13 protein-coding genes are annotated in these 17,025 nt (G+C 67.9%); 8 read left to right on the top strand and 5 right to left on the bottom strand.

The window, feature by feature from the left end; genetic code table 11:
* The first annotated feature begins 44 nt into the window (after nucleotides 1-44).
* Genes ABN273_RS24130 through ABN273_RS24115 form a run of 4 tightly spaced genes read left to right on the top strand, consistent with a single transcriptional unit; the run spans nucleotide 45 to nucleotide 5,637 of the window.
* Complete coding sequence (locus ABN273_RS24130) at nucleotides 45-1,028, top strand: ABC transporter permease (RefSeq protein ID WP_349451245.1); 984 nt, start codon at nucleotides 45-47, stop codon at nucleotides 1,026-1,028.
* On the top strand, nucleotides 1,029-1,868 hold the full coding sequence (locus ABN273_RS24125) for an ABC transporter permease (RefSeq protein ID WP_349451244.1): 840 nt from the start codon (nucleotides 1,029-1,031) through the stop codon (nucleotides 1,866-1,868). It begins immediately after the preceding gene.
* A complete protein-coding gene (locus ABN273_RS24120) occupies nucleotides 1,865-3,934 on the top strand; it encodes an ABC transporter ATP-binding protein (protein WP_349451243.1) in 2,070 nt (689 codons plus the stop codon). The genes ABN273_RS24125 and ABN273_RS24120 overlap by 4 nt, the downstream gene beginning before the upstream one ends.
* The gene (locus ABN273_RS24115) at nucleotides 3,931-5,637 is read left to right on the top strand and encodes an ABC transporter family substrate-binding protein (RefSeq protein ID WP_349451242.1); all 1,707 of its coding nucleotides are present in this window, start codon (nucleotides 3,931-3,933) and stop codon (nucleotides 5,635-5,637) included. Before ABN273_RS24120 ends, ABN273_RS24115 begins: the two co-directional genes overlap by 4 nt.
* 67 nt (nucleotides 5,638-5,704) lie before the next feature.
* On the opposite strand, the gene ABN273_RS24110 is transcribed toward ABN273_RS24115, so the two are convergent.
* Nucleotides 5,705-6,130: a peptidase inhibitor family I36 protein gene (locus tag ABN273_RS24110; protein ID WP_349451241.1), complete on the bottom strand. Its 426-nt coding sequence runs from the start codon at nucleotides 6,128-6,130 to the stop codon at nucleotides 5,705-5,707.
* Nucleotides 6,131-6,207: 77 nt separating this feature from the next.
* Complete coding sequence (locus tag ABN273_RS24105) at nucleotides 6,208-8,313, bottom strand: right-handed parallel beta-helix repeat-containing protein (protein WP_349451240.1); 2,106 nt, start codon at nucleotides 8,311-8,313, stop codon at nucleotides 6,208-6,210.
* A gap of 342 nt (nucleotides 8,314-8,655) precedes the next feature.
* Between ABN273_RS24105 and ABN273_RS24100 the strand changes: the two genes are divergently transcribed.
* Nucleotides 8,656-9,714 carry a PQQ-dependent sugar dehydrogenase gene (locus ABN273_RS24100; RefSeq protein ID WP_349451239.1) on the top strand — a complete coding sequence of 353 codons (1,059 nt, stop codon included), beginning with the start codon at nucleotides 8,656-8,658 and terminating at the stop codon, nucleotides 9,712-9,714.
* A 113-nt stretch (nucleotides 9,715-9,827) separates the two neighbouring features.
* On the opposite strand, the gene ABN273_RS24095 is transcribed toward ABN273_RS24100, so the two are convergent.
* Nucleotides 9,828-10,349, bottom strand: a complete 522-nt coding sequence (locus tag ABN273_RS24095; RefSeq protein WP_349451238.1) for a snapalysin family zinc-dependent metalloprotease — start codon at nucleotides 10,347-10,349, stop codon at nucleotides 9,828-9,830.
* 163 nt (nucleotides 10,350-10,512) lie between these two features.
* On the opposite strand from ABN273_RS24095, the gene ABN273_RS24090 reads away from it, so the two are divergent.
* Nucleotides 10,513-12,375, top strand: a complete 1,863-nt coding sequence (locus ABN273_RS24090; protein ID WP_349451237.1) for an ABC transporter ATP-binding protein — start codon at nucleotides 10,513-10,515, stop codon at nucleotides 12,373-12,375.
* 118 nt (nucleotides 12,376-12,493) lie between these two features.
* On the opposite strand, the gene ABN273_RS24085 is transcribed toward ABN273_RS24090, so the two are convergent.
* Together ABN273_RS24085 and ABN273_RS24080 are read right to left on the bottom strand one after the other, a co-directional pair.
* Nucleotides 12,494-13,783, bottom strand: a complete 1,290-nt coding sequence (locus ABN273_RS24085) for a hypothetical protein (protein WP_349451236.1) — start codon at nucleotides 13,781-13,783, stop codon at nucleotides 12,494-12,496.
* Nucleotides 13,784-13,789: 6 nt separating this feature from the next.
* Entirely contained in the window at nucleotides 13,790-14,212 is a 423-nt protein-coding gene (locus ABN273_RS24080) for a hypothetical protein (protein ID WP_349451235.1), read from the bottom strand.
* Between the two features lie 1,112 nt (nucleotides 14,213-15,324).
* Between ABN273_RS24080 and ABN273_RS24075 the strand changes: the two genes are divergently transcribed.
* Together ABN273_RS24075 and ABN273_RS24070 are read left to right on the top strand one after the other, a co-directional pair.
* Complete coding sequence (locus tag ABN273_RS24075) at nucleotides 15,325-15,978, top strand: hypothetical protein (protein WP_349451234.1); 654 nt, start codon at nucleotides 15,325-15,327, stop codon at nucleotides 15,976-15,978.
* Nucleotides 15,975-16,994, top strand: a complete 1,020-nt coding sequence (locus ABN273_RS24070) for an RAD23 family protein (RefSeq protein WP_349451233.1) — start codon at nucleotides 15,975-15,977, stop codon at nucleotides 16,992-16,994. The genes ABN273_RS24075 and ABN273_RS24070 overlap by 4 nt, the downstream gene beginning before the upstream one ends.
* The last annotated feature ends 31 nt before the right edge of the window (nucleotides 16,995-17,025 follow it).

Raw genomic sequence — 17,025 nt, 5'->3', positions numbered from 1 at the left:
TCCGGATGGAAGCACGTGTCCCCGGTCAGCGCGAACGGAGAGTAATGGGCAAGTACCTGCTCCGCAGGTTGGCTATAAATGTGATCTTGGTCGCCATAGCGGCAAGTCTCACGTACATGCTTGCCGCGACCACCATGAGCCCGCGTGCCGCGTACCAGGGCCGCCAACCTCCGGTCCCCGAGGCCGTCATCGACGCCACGCTCGACGCCTACAACCTGAACGACAAGACCCCTGTGCTGGTCCGTTACGGCACCTGGGCGAAGGGCGTGCTCACCGGGGACCTCGGCAAGACGTGGAACGGCGGCTCGGTGAACGATGAGATGGGCCGGCGCATCTTCGTCAGCCTTCGGCTGCTGATCATCGGTACGATCGTCGGCTTCGCCGTCGGTGTGTTACTGGGCGCGGTCTCCGCGGTGAAGCAATACAGCTTCACCGACCGGGCGATCGGTGTCAGCTCCTTCGTGATCCTGGCGATCCCGGTGTTCCTGCTGGCCACGTTGCTCGCCATAGCCGCGATCAGCCTCAACAGAGGACTGGGGTTCACCCTGATCGAGTACACCGGTGAGTACAACCCCCAGCTGTCGGGCTGGGACCAGTTCGTCAACCGGCTGAACCACCTGATCCTGCCGACCATCTCGCTCAGCCTCGGCGTGTCGGGAGCGGCCTTCTACAGCCGCATCCAGCGCAACATGATGCTCGACGTGCTCGGCCAGGACTTCGTCCGCACCGCGATCGCCAAGGGCCTGCGACGCAGGACCGCGCTCTACAAGCACGCGTTGCGCACCGCGTTGATCCCGGCGTCCACCTACTTCGCCTTCAACTTCGGCACGCTGCTCACCGGGGCCATCTTCACCGAGAAGATCTTCTCCTGGCATGGCATGGGCGCCTGGCTGATCGACGCGATCAACCAGAACGACGTCAACTCCGTCGCCGCGGTGACCTTGTTCTCCGCCGTTTGCGTGCTGTTCGCGGCTTTCCTGTCGGACGTGATGGTGGCGATCCTCGATCCACGGGTGCGGGTGAGCTAAGTGCGTTCCAAAGTTGTCCTGCGGCGCCTGCTCCGCAACAAGCAGTTCCGCTATGGCGGCATCACCCTGATCCTGCTGGTGCTGCTGGCCTACGTCGGCCCCTTCATCGGCCCGTACGACTGGACCGAGAAGGACTTCATGGCCTTCATGTCGCCGCCCGGCGGCGACCACTGGTGGGGCACCACCTCCATCGGCGCGGACATGTACGCGGTCACGCTCCGCGGCATGCAGAAGTCCCTCGTCATCGGATTGCTGGTCGCACTCATCGCCACCGGCCTCGCCGCCGTGGTGGGGGCGTTCGCCGGATATTTCGGCGGCTGGCTGGACAGGGTCCTCATGTGGGGTGTCGATCTCCTCCTCGTGCTCCCCAGCTTCCTGATCCTCGCGATCGTCTCGCCGCGGCTGAAAGGCGCCAGCTGGATCTGGTTCGTGGCGCTGCTCGCCGCGTTCGCCTGGATGATCACCTCCAGGGTGGTGCGGAGCATGACGGTCTCGCTGCGCGAGCGGGAGTACGTCCTGGCGGCCGTCTACATGGGCATCCCGCGCTGGAAGATCATCGTCCGCCACATCGTGCCGAACCTGGCCTCCCTGCTGATCATCGACGCGACGATCAACGTCAGCGGCGCGGTCATCGGCGAGGCGGCGCTGTCCTTCTTCGGCTTCGGCATCCAACCGCCGGACGTCTCCCTCGGCACGCTGATCGCCGAGGGCTCCCGCAACGCCACCGGCTACCCGTGGCTGTTCGCCTTCCCCGCCGGGTTGCTGCTGCTCCTGGTGCTGAGCATCAACCTGCTCGGCGACGGCCTGCGTGACGCACTCGACCCGGGGAGCAACTCGTGAGCATCTTGGAGGTCAGCGACCTCACCGTCACCTTCCCCGGCGGCGTCCAGGCCGTGCGCGGGGTGTCGTACGAGGTCGAGCGCGGCGAGGTGCTCGGCATCGTCGGCGAGTCCGGTTCCGGCAAGTCCGTCACCTCGCTGGCCATCATGGGCCTGCTGCCGAAGGGCGCCCAGGTCAGCGGCTCGGTCAAGCTGTACGGCCGCGAGTTGCTCGGCATGGACGAGGACGAGCTGGTCAAGGTACGCGGCAAGGCCATCAGCATGATCTTCCAGGATCCGCTGTCGGCGTTCACGCCCGTCTACACCATCGGCGACCAGATCGCCGAGGCCGTGCGCGTCCACCAGAAGATGGGCAAGGACAAGGCCGCCAAGCGGGCCGTGGAACTGCTCGACCTGGTCGGCATCCCGAACCCGGGCCTGCGGGCCAAGGCGTTCCCGCACGAGTTCTCCGGCGGGATGCGCCAGCGCGCGATGATCGCCATGGCCGTCGCCAACGATCCCGACCTGCTGATCTGCGACGAGCCGACCACCGCGCTCGACGTGACCATCCAGGCGCAGGTGCTGGAGGTGCTCAAGACCGCGCAGCGGGAGACCGGCGCCGGGATCGTGATGATCACCCATGATCTGGGCGTCATCGCGGGCATGGCCGACCGGGTGCTGGTGATGTACGCGGGCCGTCCGGTGGAGCAGGGCTCGGTGGACGACATCTACTACCGCCCGCGGATGCCGTACACCATGGGGCTGCTCGCCTCGATCCCCAGGATCGACGGCGAGGAGGGGCCGCTGGTGCCGATCGAGGGCAACCCGCCCTCGCCGTCGGCGCTGCCGCCCGGGTGCCCGTTCGCGCCGCGCTGCCCGATGAAGGTGGACATGTGCGACGACGAGGAGCCGCCGCTGACGCCGTTCGGCGACGGCCGCCACGTGGCGTGCATCCGCTCGCACGAGATCGAGCACAAGGGTCTGACCGGCACTGATGTGTTCCCTGTGCCGGTCATCCCGCCGAGCGACGTGCTGCGCGTGCCGCGCGCCGAGCGCGCCACCGTGCTCGAGCTCGACGACCTGATCAAGCACTACCCGCTGATGAAGGGCGCGGTCTTCAAGCGCCGCGTCGGCACCGTGTACGCGGTCGACGGCATCAGCTTCGACGTCGCCGAGGGCGAGACGCTGGCCCTGGTGGGCGAGTCCGGCTGTGGCAAGACCACCACGCTGCAGCAGATCATGCAGCTGGTGCCGCCGCAGGGCGGGCGGGTCGTCGTGCTCGGCAAGGACAGCGCCAAGCTGGACAAGGCCATGCGCCGGTCGCTCCGCCGCGACCTGCAGATCGTCTTCCAGGACCCCATGGCCGCGCTCGACCCGCGCATGCCGATCGGCGACATCATCGCCGAGCCGCTGCGCGCGCACGGCAAGAAGGACGTGCGGGCCAGGGTGGCCGAGCTGCTGGAGCTGGTGGGGCTCTCGCCCGAGCACGCCGAGCGCTACCCGCAGCAGTTCTCCGGCGGGCAGCGCCAGCGCATCGGCATCGCCCGCGCGCTCGCACTGGAGCCGAAACTGCTCGTGCTGGACGAGCCGGTCTCGGCGCTGGACGTCTCCATCCAGGCAGGCGTGATCAACCTGCTGGAGGAGCTGAAGAACAGCCTCGGGCTGTCGTACCTGTTCGTGGCCCACGACCTGGCCGTGGTCAGGCACCTGGCCGACCGGGTGGCCGTGATGTACCTCGGCAAGATCGCCGAGATCGGCACGGTCGAGAACGTCTACGACCATCCAGCCCACCCCTACACGCAGGCGCTGTTGTCGGCGATCCCGCTGCCGGACCCCGAAATGGAGCGAACCCGGAAGCGGATCCTGCTCGAAGGCGACCTGCCCAGCCCGGCCGACCCGCCATCGGGTTGCCGGTTCCGTACGCGCTGCCCCAAGTTCGCCCGGCTCAGCGAGGCGGAGCGGCGGCGGTGTGTGGACGAAGAGCCCCGGGTGACGCGGCTCGCGAACGCCGTGGACCACGGCGCGGCCTGCCACTACGCGGAGGAGATCGAGGTCATCACGGCCTCGGACGATCAGGAGGAAATGTGAAGGTTCGTTACCGGGCAGCCGCGGGACTCGCGGTCCTGGCCATGGCCGTCGCGGCCTGCGGCGGTGGCGGCGGGAGCAAGCAGCCCAGCGCCGAGCAGTCCCAGCAGGCGCAGCAGCAGATGGCGGCGACCCCGGCCATCAGCATCAACCCGGTCGAATACGACAAGGTCAAGGACGGCGGCACCCTGACGCTGGCGATCGGCCAGTGGCCGAGCCAGTGGAACGGCAACCACGTGGACGGCAACCAGGCCGACACGGCGGACATGCTCGACCCGATCCTGCCGCAGTTGATGGTGTCCGACGAGAAGGCCAACCTCGTCCCGAACCCGGACTTCGTGACCGACGTCAAGAACGAGATGTCGTCGGGCAAGCAGGTCGTGACCTTCACGCTCAACGACAAGGCCCAGTGGTCGGACGGCACGCCGATCACCTGGAAGGACATCGAGGCCGCGTGGAAGATCAACAACGGTAAGGACAAGAAGTACAAGCCGCCGTCCTCGGACGGCTATGACAAGATCGAGTCGGTTGCCAAGGGCGACTCGGACAAGGTCGCCGTCGTCACCTTCAGCAAGCCGTACGGGGAGTGGCTGGACTTGTTCTCCCGATCCCCGCACCTCTACCCCGCCGAGCACATGGTGGACCCGGAGAAGTACGAGAAGGACTACCTGCAGAAGATCCCCGTCACCGCGGGTCCCTTCAAGGTGGAGTCGATCAACGAGGGCACCAAGACGCTCACCCTCGTGCGTGACGACAAGTGGTGGGGCAAGAAGGCCAAGCTCGACAAGCTCATCTTCCGTACGATCGAGTCGCCCGCCGCGGAGCTGAACGCGTTCGCCAACGGCGAGCTCGACGCCGCGAGCATCCTGGCGGGCAACCCGGCCGACCTCAAGCGGGCCAAGGAAGTCCCCAACGCGGACATCCGCAAGTCGCTCAGCCCGAACTGGCGGCACATCACCGTCAACAACCAGAGCGCGTTCCTGAAGGACAAGTCGGTCCGGCAGGCCATCGCCTACGGGATCAACCGTGAGGCGATCACGCAGGCCGACCTGAAGGACATGGACTGGCCGATCCAGACGCTCGGCAACCACGTCTTCATGAACAACCACAAGGCCTACGTCGACAACTCCGGCGACATCGGCAAGTACAACCCCGAGAAGGCCAAGCAGCTCCTCGACGCGGCCGGCTGGAAGCAGGAGGGCGAGGTCCGCAAGAAGGACGGCAAGGAGCTCGCGCTGAACTTCGTCATCCCGACGGACACGCCCACCGCGAAGACGGAGGGTGAGCTCACCCAGGCCATGCTCAAGGAGGTCGGGGTCAAGGTCACGATCCGCCCGGTCCCCCTGGAGAAGTTCTTCACCGACTACATCATCAAGGGCGACTTCGACCTGGTGCCGTTCACGTGGATCGGCGAGCCGCTGCCGGTCGGCAGCCTGGCGCAGATCTACAAGACCGGCTCGGAGAGCAACTTCCCCAAGAGCAACGACCCCGCCCTCGACCAGGCCATCCAGGCCGCGGTGGACGAGGCGGACCAGGCCAAGTCCTTCGAGAAGGCCAACGCCGCGGACAAGCTGATCTGGGATCTGGTGCACACCATCCCGCTGTACCAGCGGCCCGAGATCTGGGCGACGAAGAAGACGCTCGCCAACTTCGGCGCGCGCGGCTACAAGTTCTACGACTGGGCGTCGGTCGGCTTCACCGGCTGATCCTCGTCTGAACAGGAACCCCCGGCCGGGACTGACTCCGGCCGGGGGTTCCCCTTGTCCAAGGTGATCAGCCGTGCGAGTCGGCCTGGGCCTTGACGGTCACCCCATCCTCAGGAGGGAAGCACGACGGGCCGTTCGGGCCGTCGAAGCGGACGGAGTTGAAGAAGTCGCGGAACGGCGTGTAGAAGTTGCCCTTCCCGCCGGGGGTGGTCAGGGCCGAGCAGCCGCCGTAGTTGGCTTCCGAGTAGAGGTGGATGTACGAGCTCGTCCGGTTCCAGTCGGACTTGGCGCGGTCGGCCATGTTCAGGGCGGCGAGATCCGCGGTGTCGCTCTGGATCTGGACGATGTCGCCCGTGCCGTCGAGGCCGGAGAACAGGCAGTAGTAGCCGGCGGGGCAGCGGTCATAGCCGTCGGCCGCCTGGGCGGGCAGTGCCGTCAGCGCGAGAGCGGCGGCGGCGACCGGTAAAGCCAGCAGGTGAAGCTTCTTGCCCAAGACTCCTCCATTGGTGAAACTTTCCTTCTGGCAAGATACAGTGCGGGATCTTGTCAGGAAAGAGGGAGTTCATCGGGTCAGAGGCGGGCACCCACGTCGGCGCCGTTCTTCGGGCGGAGGAAGGTGGAGGAGGGAATGCCGCCGTCCGGGCGGCGGGGGCCGGTGAGAGTCGACGGGTCGGTGCTGACCAGCGCGCCGTCGTCCCAGGTCCCGCCGAGGTCCCAGGAGTTGCCGCTGCCGGAGGAGGACGAGCCCAGGTCGGCCGGCTTGGCGTTGGCGGCGGCGAGGTTGCGGGTCAGGGTGGCGTCGGCGTCGGCGAAGTCGAACCCGGTGCCGCCGTTGCGCCAGGCCGTGTTGCGGCCGAGCGACAGGGCGCCGGGGTTGGCGTTGTCGATGAACCCGCCCACCGCGTTGCGGAAGGCCATGCTGTTGGTGACGACGTGCGCGGCCGGCCGGTCCTCGTCCCCGCCGCCCAGCTTGAAGCCGTTGCCGTCGCCGGTGTAGTCGGGCAGGTTCCAGCGGTTGAAGCCGTTGCCGTACGCGACGCTGCCCTCGATGCGGATTGGTGACAGGAACTCCCACGCGTCGAACCCGTCGTCGGAGTTGTTCCACAGGCGGGCGCCGCGCACGACGTTGCCGGTGCCGCTGCCTTCCTTGATGGCCAGGCCGTCGGCGCTCTCGCCGTTCTTGCGCGGGTCGCGGTTGCCGTAGCTGTCCAGGTTGAGTATGAGGTTGTTGCTGGAGGCGGCCTGGATGTGCAGGCCGGTCTCGTAGTTGTCCCGGGTGACGAGCCGGTCGAAGACGTTGTTGCCGCAGTCCCTGCAGAAGATCCCGTACGGGCCGTTGGCGATCTCCAGCCCGGCGATCCGCCAGTAGGAGGCCTCCACGTGGATGACGCCGCGCTGCGCGTTGGGGATGCTGCCGCCCACCGGGGCCGGCGTGTTGGGCAGGGCCTCGCCGTCGAGCAGCACCCGCTCCCTGTTGTACGCGGCGAGCGTGATGGGGGCGGCGGCGGTGCCGCTCTTGGTGATCTGCAGGTTCGACGTGAGCGCGTACGTGCCGCCGCGGACCGAGATCACCGTGCCGGGCTGTGCGAGGTCGATGGCCCGCTGGATGGTGGCGAGCGGGCGGTCGAGGGTGCCGGGGTTCGCGTCGTTCCCGCCGGGGGCGACGAAGAGCTGGGTGGCCGCGGCCGTCGCCGCCATTGGGGTGATCTTGCCGTGGCCCGCGCCCGCCCGGACCGCCGACGGGACGCCCTGCGGCAGGTCGACCGTGTAGCTGTAGTAGGTCCTCGGCTCGACGACCGTTCCGGCGGTCTCCGGGGTGCCGGAGTTCACGAAGACGTTGTTGCGCTGCACGGCCCGGCCGGGGCCGCTGTCGCCGTACCCGCTTGCCGAGTAGAGCGGGTGTGGCACGTTCTCGAAGTAGTTGCCCTCGACCACGGCCCCCGCGTTCTGCGTGGAGGCCACCCCGTACAGCTCGTTGCCCAGGAAGTAGTTGTTGTAGACGTGCACCGGCTCCCCGAAGCGGATGCGCGGGTGGCGCTGGCGGCTGTGGTCGAAGAAGTTGTGGTGGATGCTCACCTTGAGGTGCCCGACGTCCGTGCCCGAGGCGCCGTCGGAGTGGCTGATCAGCATGGATTTGTCGGAGTGGTCGAAGTGGTTCCACGAGACGGTGACGTAGTCGGCGCCCCTGACGATGTCCACCGAGCCGTCCACCGCGCCGGAGAACGTGTTGTGGTCGATCCAGATGTGGTGGGAGTTCTGCCCGATGTTGACGGCGTCGTCTTCGGCGTTCGTGAAGCGGAGGTTGCGCACGATCACGTTGTACGACCGGTAGAAGTCCAGGCCCCCGCCGGTGATGTGCCCCGTGGCGCCGACGCCGACGATGGTCTTGTTGGGGCGCACCCCCTGCTTGCTGGTGATCGGGATCGTGCCCGAGACCTGGATGACCAGGGGCTCGAGGCTGTCGATGTACTCGAGGAACTGCTCGGCGTTCGTCGCGGTGACGGTCCTGCCGCCGGCGCCGCCGGTGGTGCCGTTCTGGCCGAGGGCGTTGACGGCCGCGAACCCGACCGGTCCGTCAGCGGCCTGCGCGGGCGCGGCGCCGGTTGACGGTACGGCCAACGCGGCCGCCACGAGGACGGCCGCCCAGCCCGGGGCGCGTAATGAGGTGAAGGGCATGATGCTCTCCGTCTGCCAGGTGCCTCCATGGGATAGTCGGAAAGCGCTTTCCTCAGCGTATTATCGGCACTGCCGCGCAGGCGGTAAAGCCGCGATGAAAGTTTCACGCCGCCCCCGTTCTGCCCGCGGGCGCGCCTGAAACTTTCACCCGGTTTCGCCCGGCGCAGGACACGCCTCCGGGTGCGGGGGAGTGCGCCGCCACCTTGGAGCCTGTCCGGGGCGAGCGCGTCGGCGGACCGTTTCCGGGGGCCTCGTGGCGCCCTTGCCCGCGAAGACCGGCTGGCTACACCTGAGGATGACGGGTACGTACAGAGATCTCGACAATCCGTCAAGGAGCTAGCCATGCGCGTACGTGCCGCATTATGTTCCCTTTTAGCCGCCGCGGGGCTCGTCCTGGTCGCGCCCTCCCCGGCCACCGCCATCGGCGGCTTCGACTACTCCCGGGCGCAGGTGGCCGTGACGAACCTGCAGGTGCCGTGGGGGCTGGCGTTCCTGCCGGACGGCAGCGCGCTGGTCTCGGAGCGCAACACCGCCCGGATCCTGCAGGTGCGCCCAGGCCAGTCGCCCACGCAGGTGGCCACCGTCAACGGGGTGTCCGCCTCGGGGGAGGGCGGGCTGCTCGGCATCGCCGTCTCGCCGACGTACGCCCAGGACCAGTGGGTGTACGCGTACTTCAGCAGCAGCTCCGACAACCGGCTCGTGCGCCTGCGGCTGAGCGCCCCGCAGACCCAGACCGTCCTGCTCTCCGGCGTGCCCCGGTCCTCCATCCACAACGGCGGGCGCATCGCGTTCGGTCCCGACGGCCTGCTGTACGTGGCCACCGGGGACGCGGCCAACACCGCCAACGCCCAGAACCTCAACACCCCTGCCGGGAAGATCCTGCGCATCAGGCCAGACGGCAGCATCCCGCCGGGTAACCCGTTCGGCAACTCGCGGGTCTACAGCTACGGGCACCGCAACGTGCAGGGACTGGCCTGGGACGCGCAGGGCAGGCTCTTCGCCGCCGAGTTGGGGCAGAACGCCAGGGACGAGGTCAACCTGATCGTGGCGGGCGGCAACTACGGCTGGCCCACCTGCGAGGGCGTCTGCGGCAATCCGTCGTTCCGCGATCCCGTCGTCACCTGGTCGACGGCCGAGGCGTCGCCGAGCGGGCTGGCGTACGCGAACAACACGCTCTTCGTCGCCGCGCTACGCGGGACGCGGCTGTGGACGGTGCCCGTGACGAGCAGTGGCGGGGCGGGGACGCCGGTCGCCGAGCTGCGGGGCACGTACGGGCGGCTGCGCGCGGCGGCGGTCGGGCCCGACGGCTGGCTCTGGGTGACGACCAGCAACCGGGACGGCCGCGGCAGCCCGGTGGCCACGGACGACCGCATCGTCCGCATCCCGCCCACCGGCTCCTGACGGTTCGCCGAAGGCGGCGGCGTCCGGGCGGGCCGGACGCCGCCGCCCGGCCGGGTCGGCGGTCCGCGAGGAGCCGGTGCTCACCGGATCGGCGGTCCGCGGTGCTTACCGGGTCAGCGGTCCACGAGGAGCTGGCCGAACTCCACCTGCGGCGTGCCTCCGGCGAAGTTGCGGTCCACCTCGGCCCGCTCGGCGGCGTTCGGGTTCGCGTTGGCGCAGCTCACCGGCGCGCTCGAGCCCGACATCAGGTCGGAGCAGAGCCCGGTGCGCCGGTCCGGGAGGCCCAGGATGTGGCCGATCTCGTGGGTGGCGATGCGGAGCCGGTTGTAGCCCTGGGCGGTGGCCTGCCTGCCCATCCAGATCGTGCCGCGGCCCAGGCTGGTGGGCAGTGCCCGCGGCCAGCCGTTGTCGGCGTAGACCACGAGGTCGGCGGGCGTCCCCTGGACGAGCCGGACATTGGTGACACTCGAGTTCCAGATCTGGGCCGCCTGGTTCACCACGGTCACGAACTCCGCCGCCCTGCTGGGGTCGTACCTAACCACCCTGACCAGGGACGCGGCCTGTGCGGGCGCGGTGACCAGCAGGAACGTGAGGTTGAGTAAGAGGGAGAGCGTGAGACGAAGGGGTCTTGGCACGGGGGCCTCCTCGGGGGAGTAGGGGGTGCCGTCACGGTATTCGCACCCTTCGCCCCGGGAGAGCTATCAGATTGCCCCTATCGCGGTGATATGACCCTCCGCGCTGGGCAGCCCCGTTTAATCGAGATGACAAACTGTCAGTTCCCGGCCGCATACTCAGAGCATGCCGGATGAGCCACTCGAACTCGGCGAGATCGCCACCCCCAAATGGAACGCTCACAACGACAAGATGGCGGAGGTCGGCTTCCTGACCATCGCCAGGCGGCTCCCCTCACTCGTGGACCAGGCGCTGCGCATGGCGTGGGGCGCGAGCCCGCGCGACACGCTCGCCACGATCAGTCTCAACCTCCTCGGCGGCGTCTTCACGGCCTTCGGCCTGCTGGCGACGACCGGCGTGCTCACCGCCCTCTTCAGCGAGGGCCCCACCCCCGACCGGGTGATGGCCGCGCTGCCCAGCCTCGTCCTCGTCGGCGGCGCGGCCGTGCTGCGCACGACCGTTCAGGCGGGCGCCGGCTGGGCGGAGTCGCGCCTCACCCCGCAGATCACCCGGTTGACCGAGGAGCGGCTGTACGGCCTGACCAGCCGGGTGGAGCTGGTGGCCTACGACGACCCGGAGTTCCACGACGCCCTGGAACGCGCCAGAGGCCGGGGCGTGGCCGTGGCCGACTGGGTGGTGTCCTCGGCCGTCGACGTGGTCACGGCGGCGGTCGGCATCGTGGCCGCGGCCGGGGTGCTCGGCGTGCTCCACCCGGTGCTGCTGCCGCTGCTGCTGCTCGCCGTCCTGCCCGACGCGTGGGCGGCGGTCCGCAGCGCGCGCATGCGTTACTCCACCATGTACGGCCTGATCCCGGCCCGCCGCCGCAAGTGGATCATCGCGGAGCTGCTGGCGGAGCGGGAGTCCGCGGCCGAGGTGCGCTCGTTCACCATGCGCGGGTTCCTGCTGCGCATGTACGACGCGGTGGCCAAGGCCGAGCAGGAGGTCATGCTCCGCCTGGCCCGCCGCCAGACCTTCGCCCGGCTGATCGGCGAGGCGCTGGGCGGCCTCGGCACCGCGCTGGTCTACGTCGCCCTGGGCGTGCTGCTGGCCCTGGCCGCCATCCCGCTGGCGGTGGCGGGCACGGCGGTCCTGGCCATCCGATCGGGCCAGAGCTCGCTCAGCAGCTTCCTGTACGCCACCAACCGTCTCTACGAGCAGGGCCTGTACTTCACCGACTTCCTGGAGTTCTGCGCCGACGCCGAACGCCGCCTGACCACCCCCCGCCCGGCCCCGGTCCCCGAGGGCTTCGACCGCATCGTCGCCTCCGACGTGACCTTCACCTACCCGGGAGCCGACGAACCCGCCCTGCGAAACGTCTCCATCGAGATCAAACGCGGAGAGGTCATCGCCTTCGTCGGCGAGAACGGCTCCGGCAAGACCACCCTCTCCAAGATCCTCGCCGGTCTGTACGAACCGGACTCCGGCACGGTCTGCTGGGACTCCACCGACCTGAGCCAGGTCGACCCCGAAGAGCTCCGCCTGCGCACCGCCGTCATCGCCCAGGATCACACCCGCTGGCCGCTGACCGCCCGCTACAACATCACCATGGGCACCGACAAAGGCCCGGACGCCCTGGACGCGGCCGCCGCCGTGGCCGGCGCCGACGAGGTCATCGCCGGCCTCCCGCACCGCTACCGCACCCTGCTGGACCGCCGTTTCAAGGACGGCCACGAGCTGTCCGGCGGCCAATGGCAGCGCATCGCCGTGGCCCGCGGCTTCCACCGCGACGCCGACCTGCTCATCTGCGACGAACCCACCGCCGCTCTCGATGCCCGCGCCGAACACGCCCTCTTCGAACGCATCCGCCACCACTCCGACGGCCGCACCGTCCTGCTCATCACCCACCGCCTGGCCAGCGTCCGCTACGCCGACCGCATCTACGTCCTCGACCACGGCAAGGTCACCGAGCAGGGCGACCATGCCACCCTGATGTCCCTCGACGGCCTCTACGCCGAGCTCTACACCCTCCAAGCCACCGCCTACCGCTGACCCGCCACCCCTTGGGCTCCGGCCCGGCTCTCGCACACAGGGGCGCCGGGCTTCGGCCTGCCTGACCGGCCAGAGAGGAGTCCAACAGCCAAGCTGCAGTTCCTCCTCCTAAAGGCAATCAGCCGATTCTGTCGTTGACCACACCGTCCCTATCGCCGCCCCAGACGTCGTCGTCCTCGTGGAGCCAGGTGCCGGATTCGCGCTCTTGCTCCTCCTGGCCGCTCGCACCGCCCATCCCGCTCATTGGCATGGCGGGTGTGCCCATCCCGTTCGTGGTGGTGGCCCGAATACCGTTGATCGTCGCCGGGGCTCCCGATCCGATGCCAATGCTGGTACCGGGACTGCTCGGGTCAGTGGCCAGGGAGTGGTTCGGGCTCTTGGGGGTGGAGTGGATCGGGGTGCTGTCCGAGTCGATCGAGCGCTGGAAGTCTGCCAGCTTGGTATGCAGGTTAGCGGGCCGGTCCAAGGCACTTGTGGGGTCGTAAGGGCTGCGGGTGGGGTCGCTAGGCGATGGGTCGTTGCCGTTCGCGTTCGTGATGCCCGGGGCGGCGTCGGACGATGGGATGTCCGACTCTTGGCCGATGTCCGCCCTGTTCCGGTCCTCGGGATCACTTGGAAAATGGGGGCGCTCGCCATGCGGTGCGGAAGAGTCCGCGCCAGCAGGAAGTACAGGGCTGCCGCCCGAGGGGTCGGCGTAGGTGGGGTTTATATAGGAGGAGGATCGGTCGGCGGTTCGGGCGGACGGCCTCTCGTCGAACCTGTAGTCGACCGTTTCGGGCTTCTGATGCGGTGCTACCGGATAGATGATGGCGGGCAGTTCCATCTCCACCTTCATGGGAAGGGTGCGGTAGATCGCCTCGAGGTCCCTGCTGAACGCTTCCAGTTGCAGTCCTCCCAGCTTGTCGAAGAGAGCGGGGGCGGTAAAATCCACGCTACGCGTGCCCGGCTGCAGGACTCCGTTGAAGATGGCGTGGCCGTGACCATCGCCCTCGAGGCCTAAACTCGAGGTTTCGCGCTTCGCCTCCCAAAGTTCGCCGTCGAGGCACTCCTGGTATTGGCGTACCACTCCGGCTAGGGTTTCGAGCGGGCGGCCCATCGCCAGCAGCTTGTCAGAGAGTTCGCCGAGCGCTACGTAAAGACTTCTCAGGGCCCGCTGTGCCGTTACGGAGGCCTTGCCCTCCCAGACCTTGGCGAGAACCTCGGCTTCCTGCCCGAGCGCCCATTGGGCGTTGGCGACGACCGAACACGCGTCCACGTAAGAGGCTCCGGCATCCTGAATCTCCTTGACGCTGATGCCCTTGATGAAGTCCTTGACCTCCGCCATGCTGCGGTCGTCGTTATCGATTGTCCAATCTCCACCGCGGGAGGGCTTGAGCCAGTGTGTCTTCTTGTTGGTCTTCTCGGTCATGGGTAGCTACGCTCCGCCCGTGTTCGCGTCGCTGACGTTCTTGTATTTGCCCACGCCGGCGTCAAGCAGCGCAATCGCGGTATCGAAGGTCTTCTGGACCTCCTGGTAGGTCGTGGTGAACTCCTGGTGGCAGGTCTCCAGCATCTTGGCGAAGGTGCGACCGCCCTCCCACCGGGGAACGCTCTGCAACTGGGTCCTCAGCTCGTCGAGCGCGGTGTACGTGGTCAGATCCTCGATGGAACCCTGGCCGGTGGCCAAGCTGCTCCCCTTGGCACTGCCGCCTTCGCCGATGAAGCGCCCCAGCGCTTCTCTCAGCGCTTTAGCACATTCCTTGATCACCTTTTCGTTGTAGGTGACGCCATCTCGTTCCGCCTCCAGACCAGGCCAATTGTCTTCTAGGGCCTTGCATGGTATCGATTCTGGCGCCATGCCCACACTCCTAAATGGTCCTTGAGTTGTCGATTGCGGATATTGACCCATAACGCAGTAATTAATGGGCACTCGCTAAATATCCACCTCGGTGCCCCTGATGCAATCGCGACCCCAAGGCCTGCACCTCCCCCGTACGGGGGGGTGGGTGCTTCCGCCAGGGGAAGGAGTATGCTGCGGCGGCGCTTCCGAGGCGGACTTCGCGCCTTGTCCGATTAAGTCGCCGAGAGCGTTCGACAAAGTCGAACTAGCAGGTAGCCTGGTGCGGCTAAAAAACCGTTCATCCGCACATTCTGCGCGAGATCATATTCGGAGGAATTCGTACTGAGGCCCCGATCGGCCGCGGCGCTCCGGCGGGGAAGTGTAATAGGCCGCCGCAAGCACTGCCTCGGCGGTAGTCGCCCCCCGTCATCGCGTCTTCCATCGGTACGCGCCGGCTGTCCGCCTGTGATCCTGTGCAGCCGTACGCGCCCGCGTTCGCCGGCGCGGAGTCGACCGCTTGCAAGGCGATGACGGAGGCCGGCGAGAGCAAGACCGACAGAGATTTGCGAACATCAAACTCCTCGCTTTCGGCTTCCTCAAAGATCCGCAGAAGATCGGATCGGGCGAGTATCGGCCTGGCGACAGGCTGCCGCACACCCCACAGCGCCAGACACGACGATACAGCATTATGGAGCGCGTGCTCTGCTATTATGGACATGTCTTGCCCTCGGGTTCGTGATCTCGCCGCTACCAGCTCAACGGAATCGAAGCAGCAGCAGGGTTCAGCGTGATCATTCGAAGTCGCCCCCCTCGGAGAAACAGCCCAAGGGCACCAATTCCTTCGTGAGGCCGACACCTCCTCAGCCTCTTGGATCGCGACTCTCCGTAGCTGCCGCCGAAACCCATTACCTGAGCGATTGCTCACGCAAGACTGACAGGACTCCTGCGCACCGATCCCGGATTCCCGTGTTTCCGCAGCAACCAGTGCTCACCCAGTCGCGGACCCTGCATTGGGCTCCGGCTCGGCCCTCGCACACAGGGGCGCCGGGCCGAGCGGCGGGCGTCGGGGTGTGATTTGAGCAGGGGGATACTCAAGACCCTTGCGGATCGCGCGCCTAGCGTCGTGAAGCATGAAGACCAGGACGCTTGCGGTGGCACTCGCCGCGTGCCTCGCCATCGGGGCGTGCGGGAGCGGAGCCTTCGAGGGGCTGGACGCGGGGGACGGGCCTGACGACACCTCGACCCGGGCGGGGGACCACACCACCCGGCCGAAGCAGGATCCTCCGGCGGGCAAGCAGCGGACAAAGTACGGCTTCACCCTCCCCATCGGGAACACCTCGGTGGATGTCAACGAGGGGCAGGTGTACGACGCGCTGGCGGAGGGGGACTGCCCCGGTGCTCAGACGGCGCTCGACCAGACCAAGGGAAACTTCAGGAGCGCGACCACCGTGCCGCTCTTCCAGGCCGGGGTGTATCTGTGCCGGAAGGATGTGGCCTCGGCCAAGTCCGAGTACGCGGGGCTGGTGTGGGAGGGGTCGGACGTCTGGTTCATCTGTGAGCTGCGTCGGGCGGTGGGGAGCGTCGTCCAGCAGAAGCCGAAGTCGGCCTTCGGCGGCTGCCCGCCGGTCGAGCCGCTGCCTTCGAGCCCGGATGACAGTCCGGATCCCGCCGAATCGCCTGATCCGGGGCAGACTCCGGATCCCGCCGAGACTCCGGAGACGGGCTCCGGTACTGGCACGGCCACGGCCACGGACACGGCCACGGACACGGGATCGGGTTCGTGACGAGCGAGCCCACCGTCGAGATGCGCAGGAAGCCTGCCGAGGCTGAGCCCCCACCCGCCGACCCCGTCGAGGTGGCCGCGCCCTCACCCGCCGACGCCGTCAGGGCGGCCGCGCGCCCGCCCGACCACCCCGTCAGGGTGGCCGAGCCCTCGCCCGACGACCTCATGGAGGCGGCCGAGCCCGACGGGCCCGCCGGTCATCCGGTGCTCCGGTGGGCGCTGGCCACGCTGGCCAACGTCACCGTCATGACCGCGCTGCTGGTGTACTTCGGCTGGCAGCGCAGCCACGTGCAGGCGTTTGAGCTGGGCATCGACGAGAGCATCCTCGACATGTCGACCAAGGACTACGTGCTGCGGAGCGTAGGCCCGGTGCTGTACCTCCTGATGATCATTGGCGTTGCCGGGCTGCTCTGGCTGCAGGCCGACCGCGTGCTCGCTCCGCGCGCGAGGACGGACGGCACCGGTGACCGCCTGGTCAAATACACCCTCCGCGCCCTGTCCCTGGCCTGGCTGGTGCTGCCCCTCGCGATGTGGGCGCTGGGCTTCGTCCTGAGGACGGCCTCGTTCCTGGCCTTCCCGTTCAGCATCGGCGCCGGTGCCCTGCTCACCCTGTACGGAACGCACCTCCGCACACTGCTACCCGGCGCGTCCCCGCGCGACGGCATGTCGCTGCTGTACACGTTCACCTCGATCGTCGTGTGCGTGTCGCTGTTCTACGGCGCCACCAACCTGGCCGTCCACCAGGGTGTCTCCTTGGCGCAGAACCTCATCGTCACCGAGCTCACGAAGGTGACCGTCTACAGCACCGAGCGCCTGTACCTGGGGGCAGGCAAGGAGTCCGCCCTGCCCGCCTCGACCGGCAAGGCCGCCTACAAGTACCGGTACGGCAACCTCCGCCTGCTCGCGCACGCCGGCGGCCGCTACTTCCTGATCGCGGACGACTGGCGGCGCGACAAGGGCGTGGTGGTCATGCTCGCCGAGGCGAGCACGATCCGCCTCGAGTTGGGAGGCCCTTGAACTAAGTTCAAATAATACTTGCACAATGTAC

The organism is Nonomuraea sp. B19D2 (assembly GCF_040137845.1).
Taxonomy (GTDB): domain Bacteria; phylum Actinomycetota; class Actinomycetes; order Streptosporangiales; family Streptosporangiaceae; genus Nonomuraea.
This window is presented reverse-complemented; position numbering and strand designations above follow the sequence as displayed.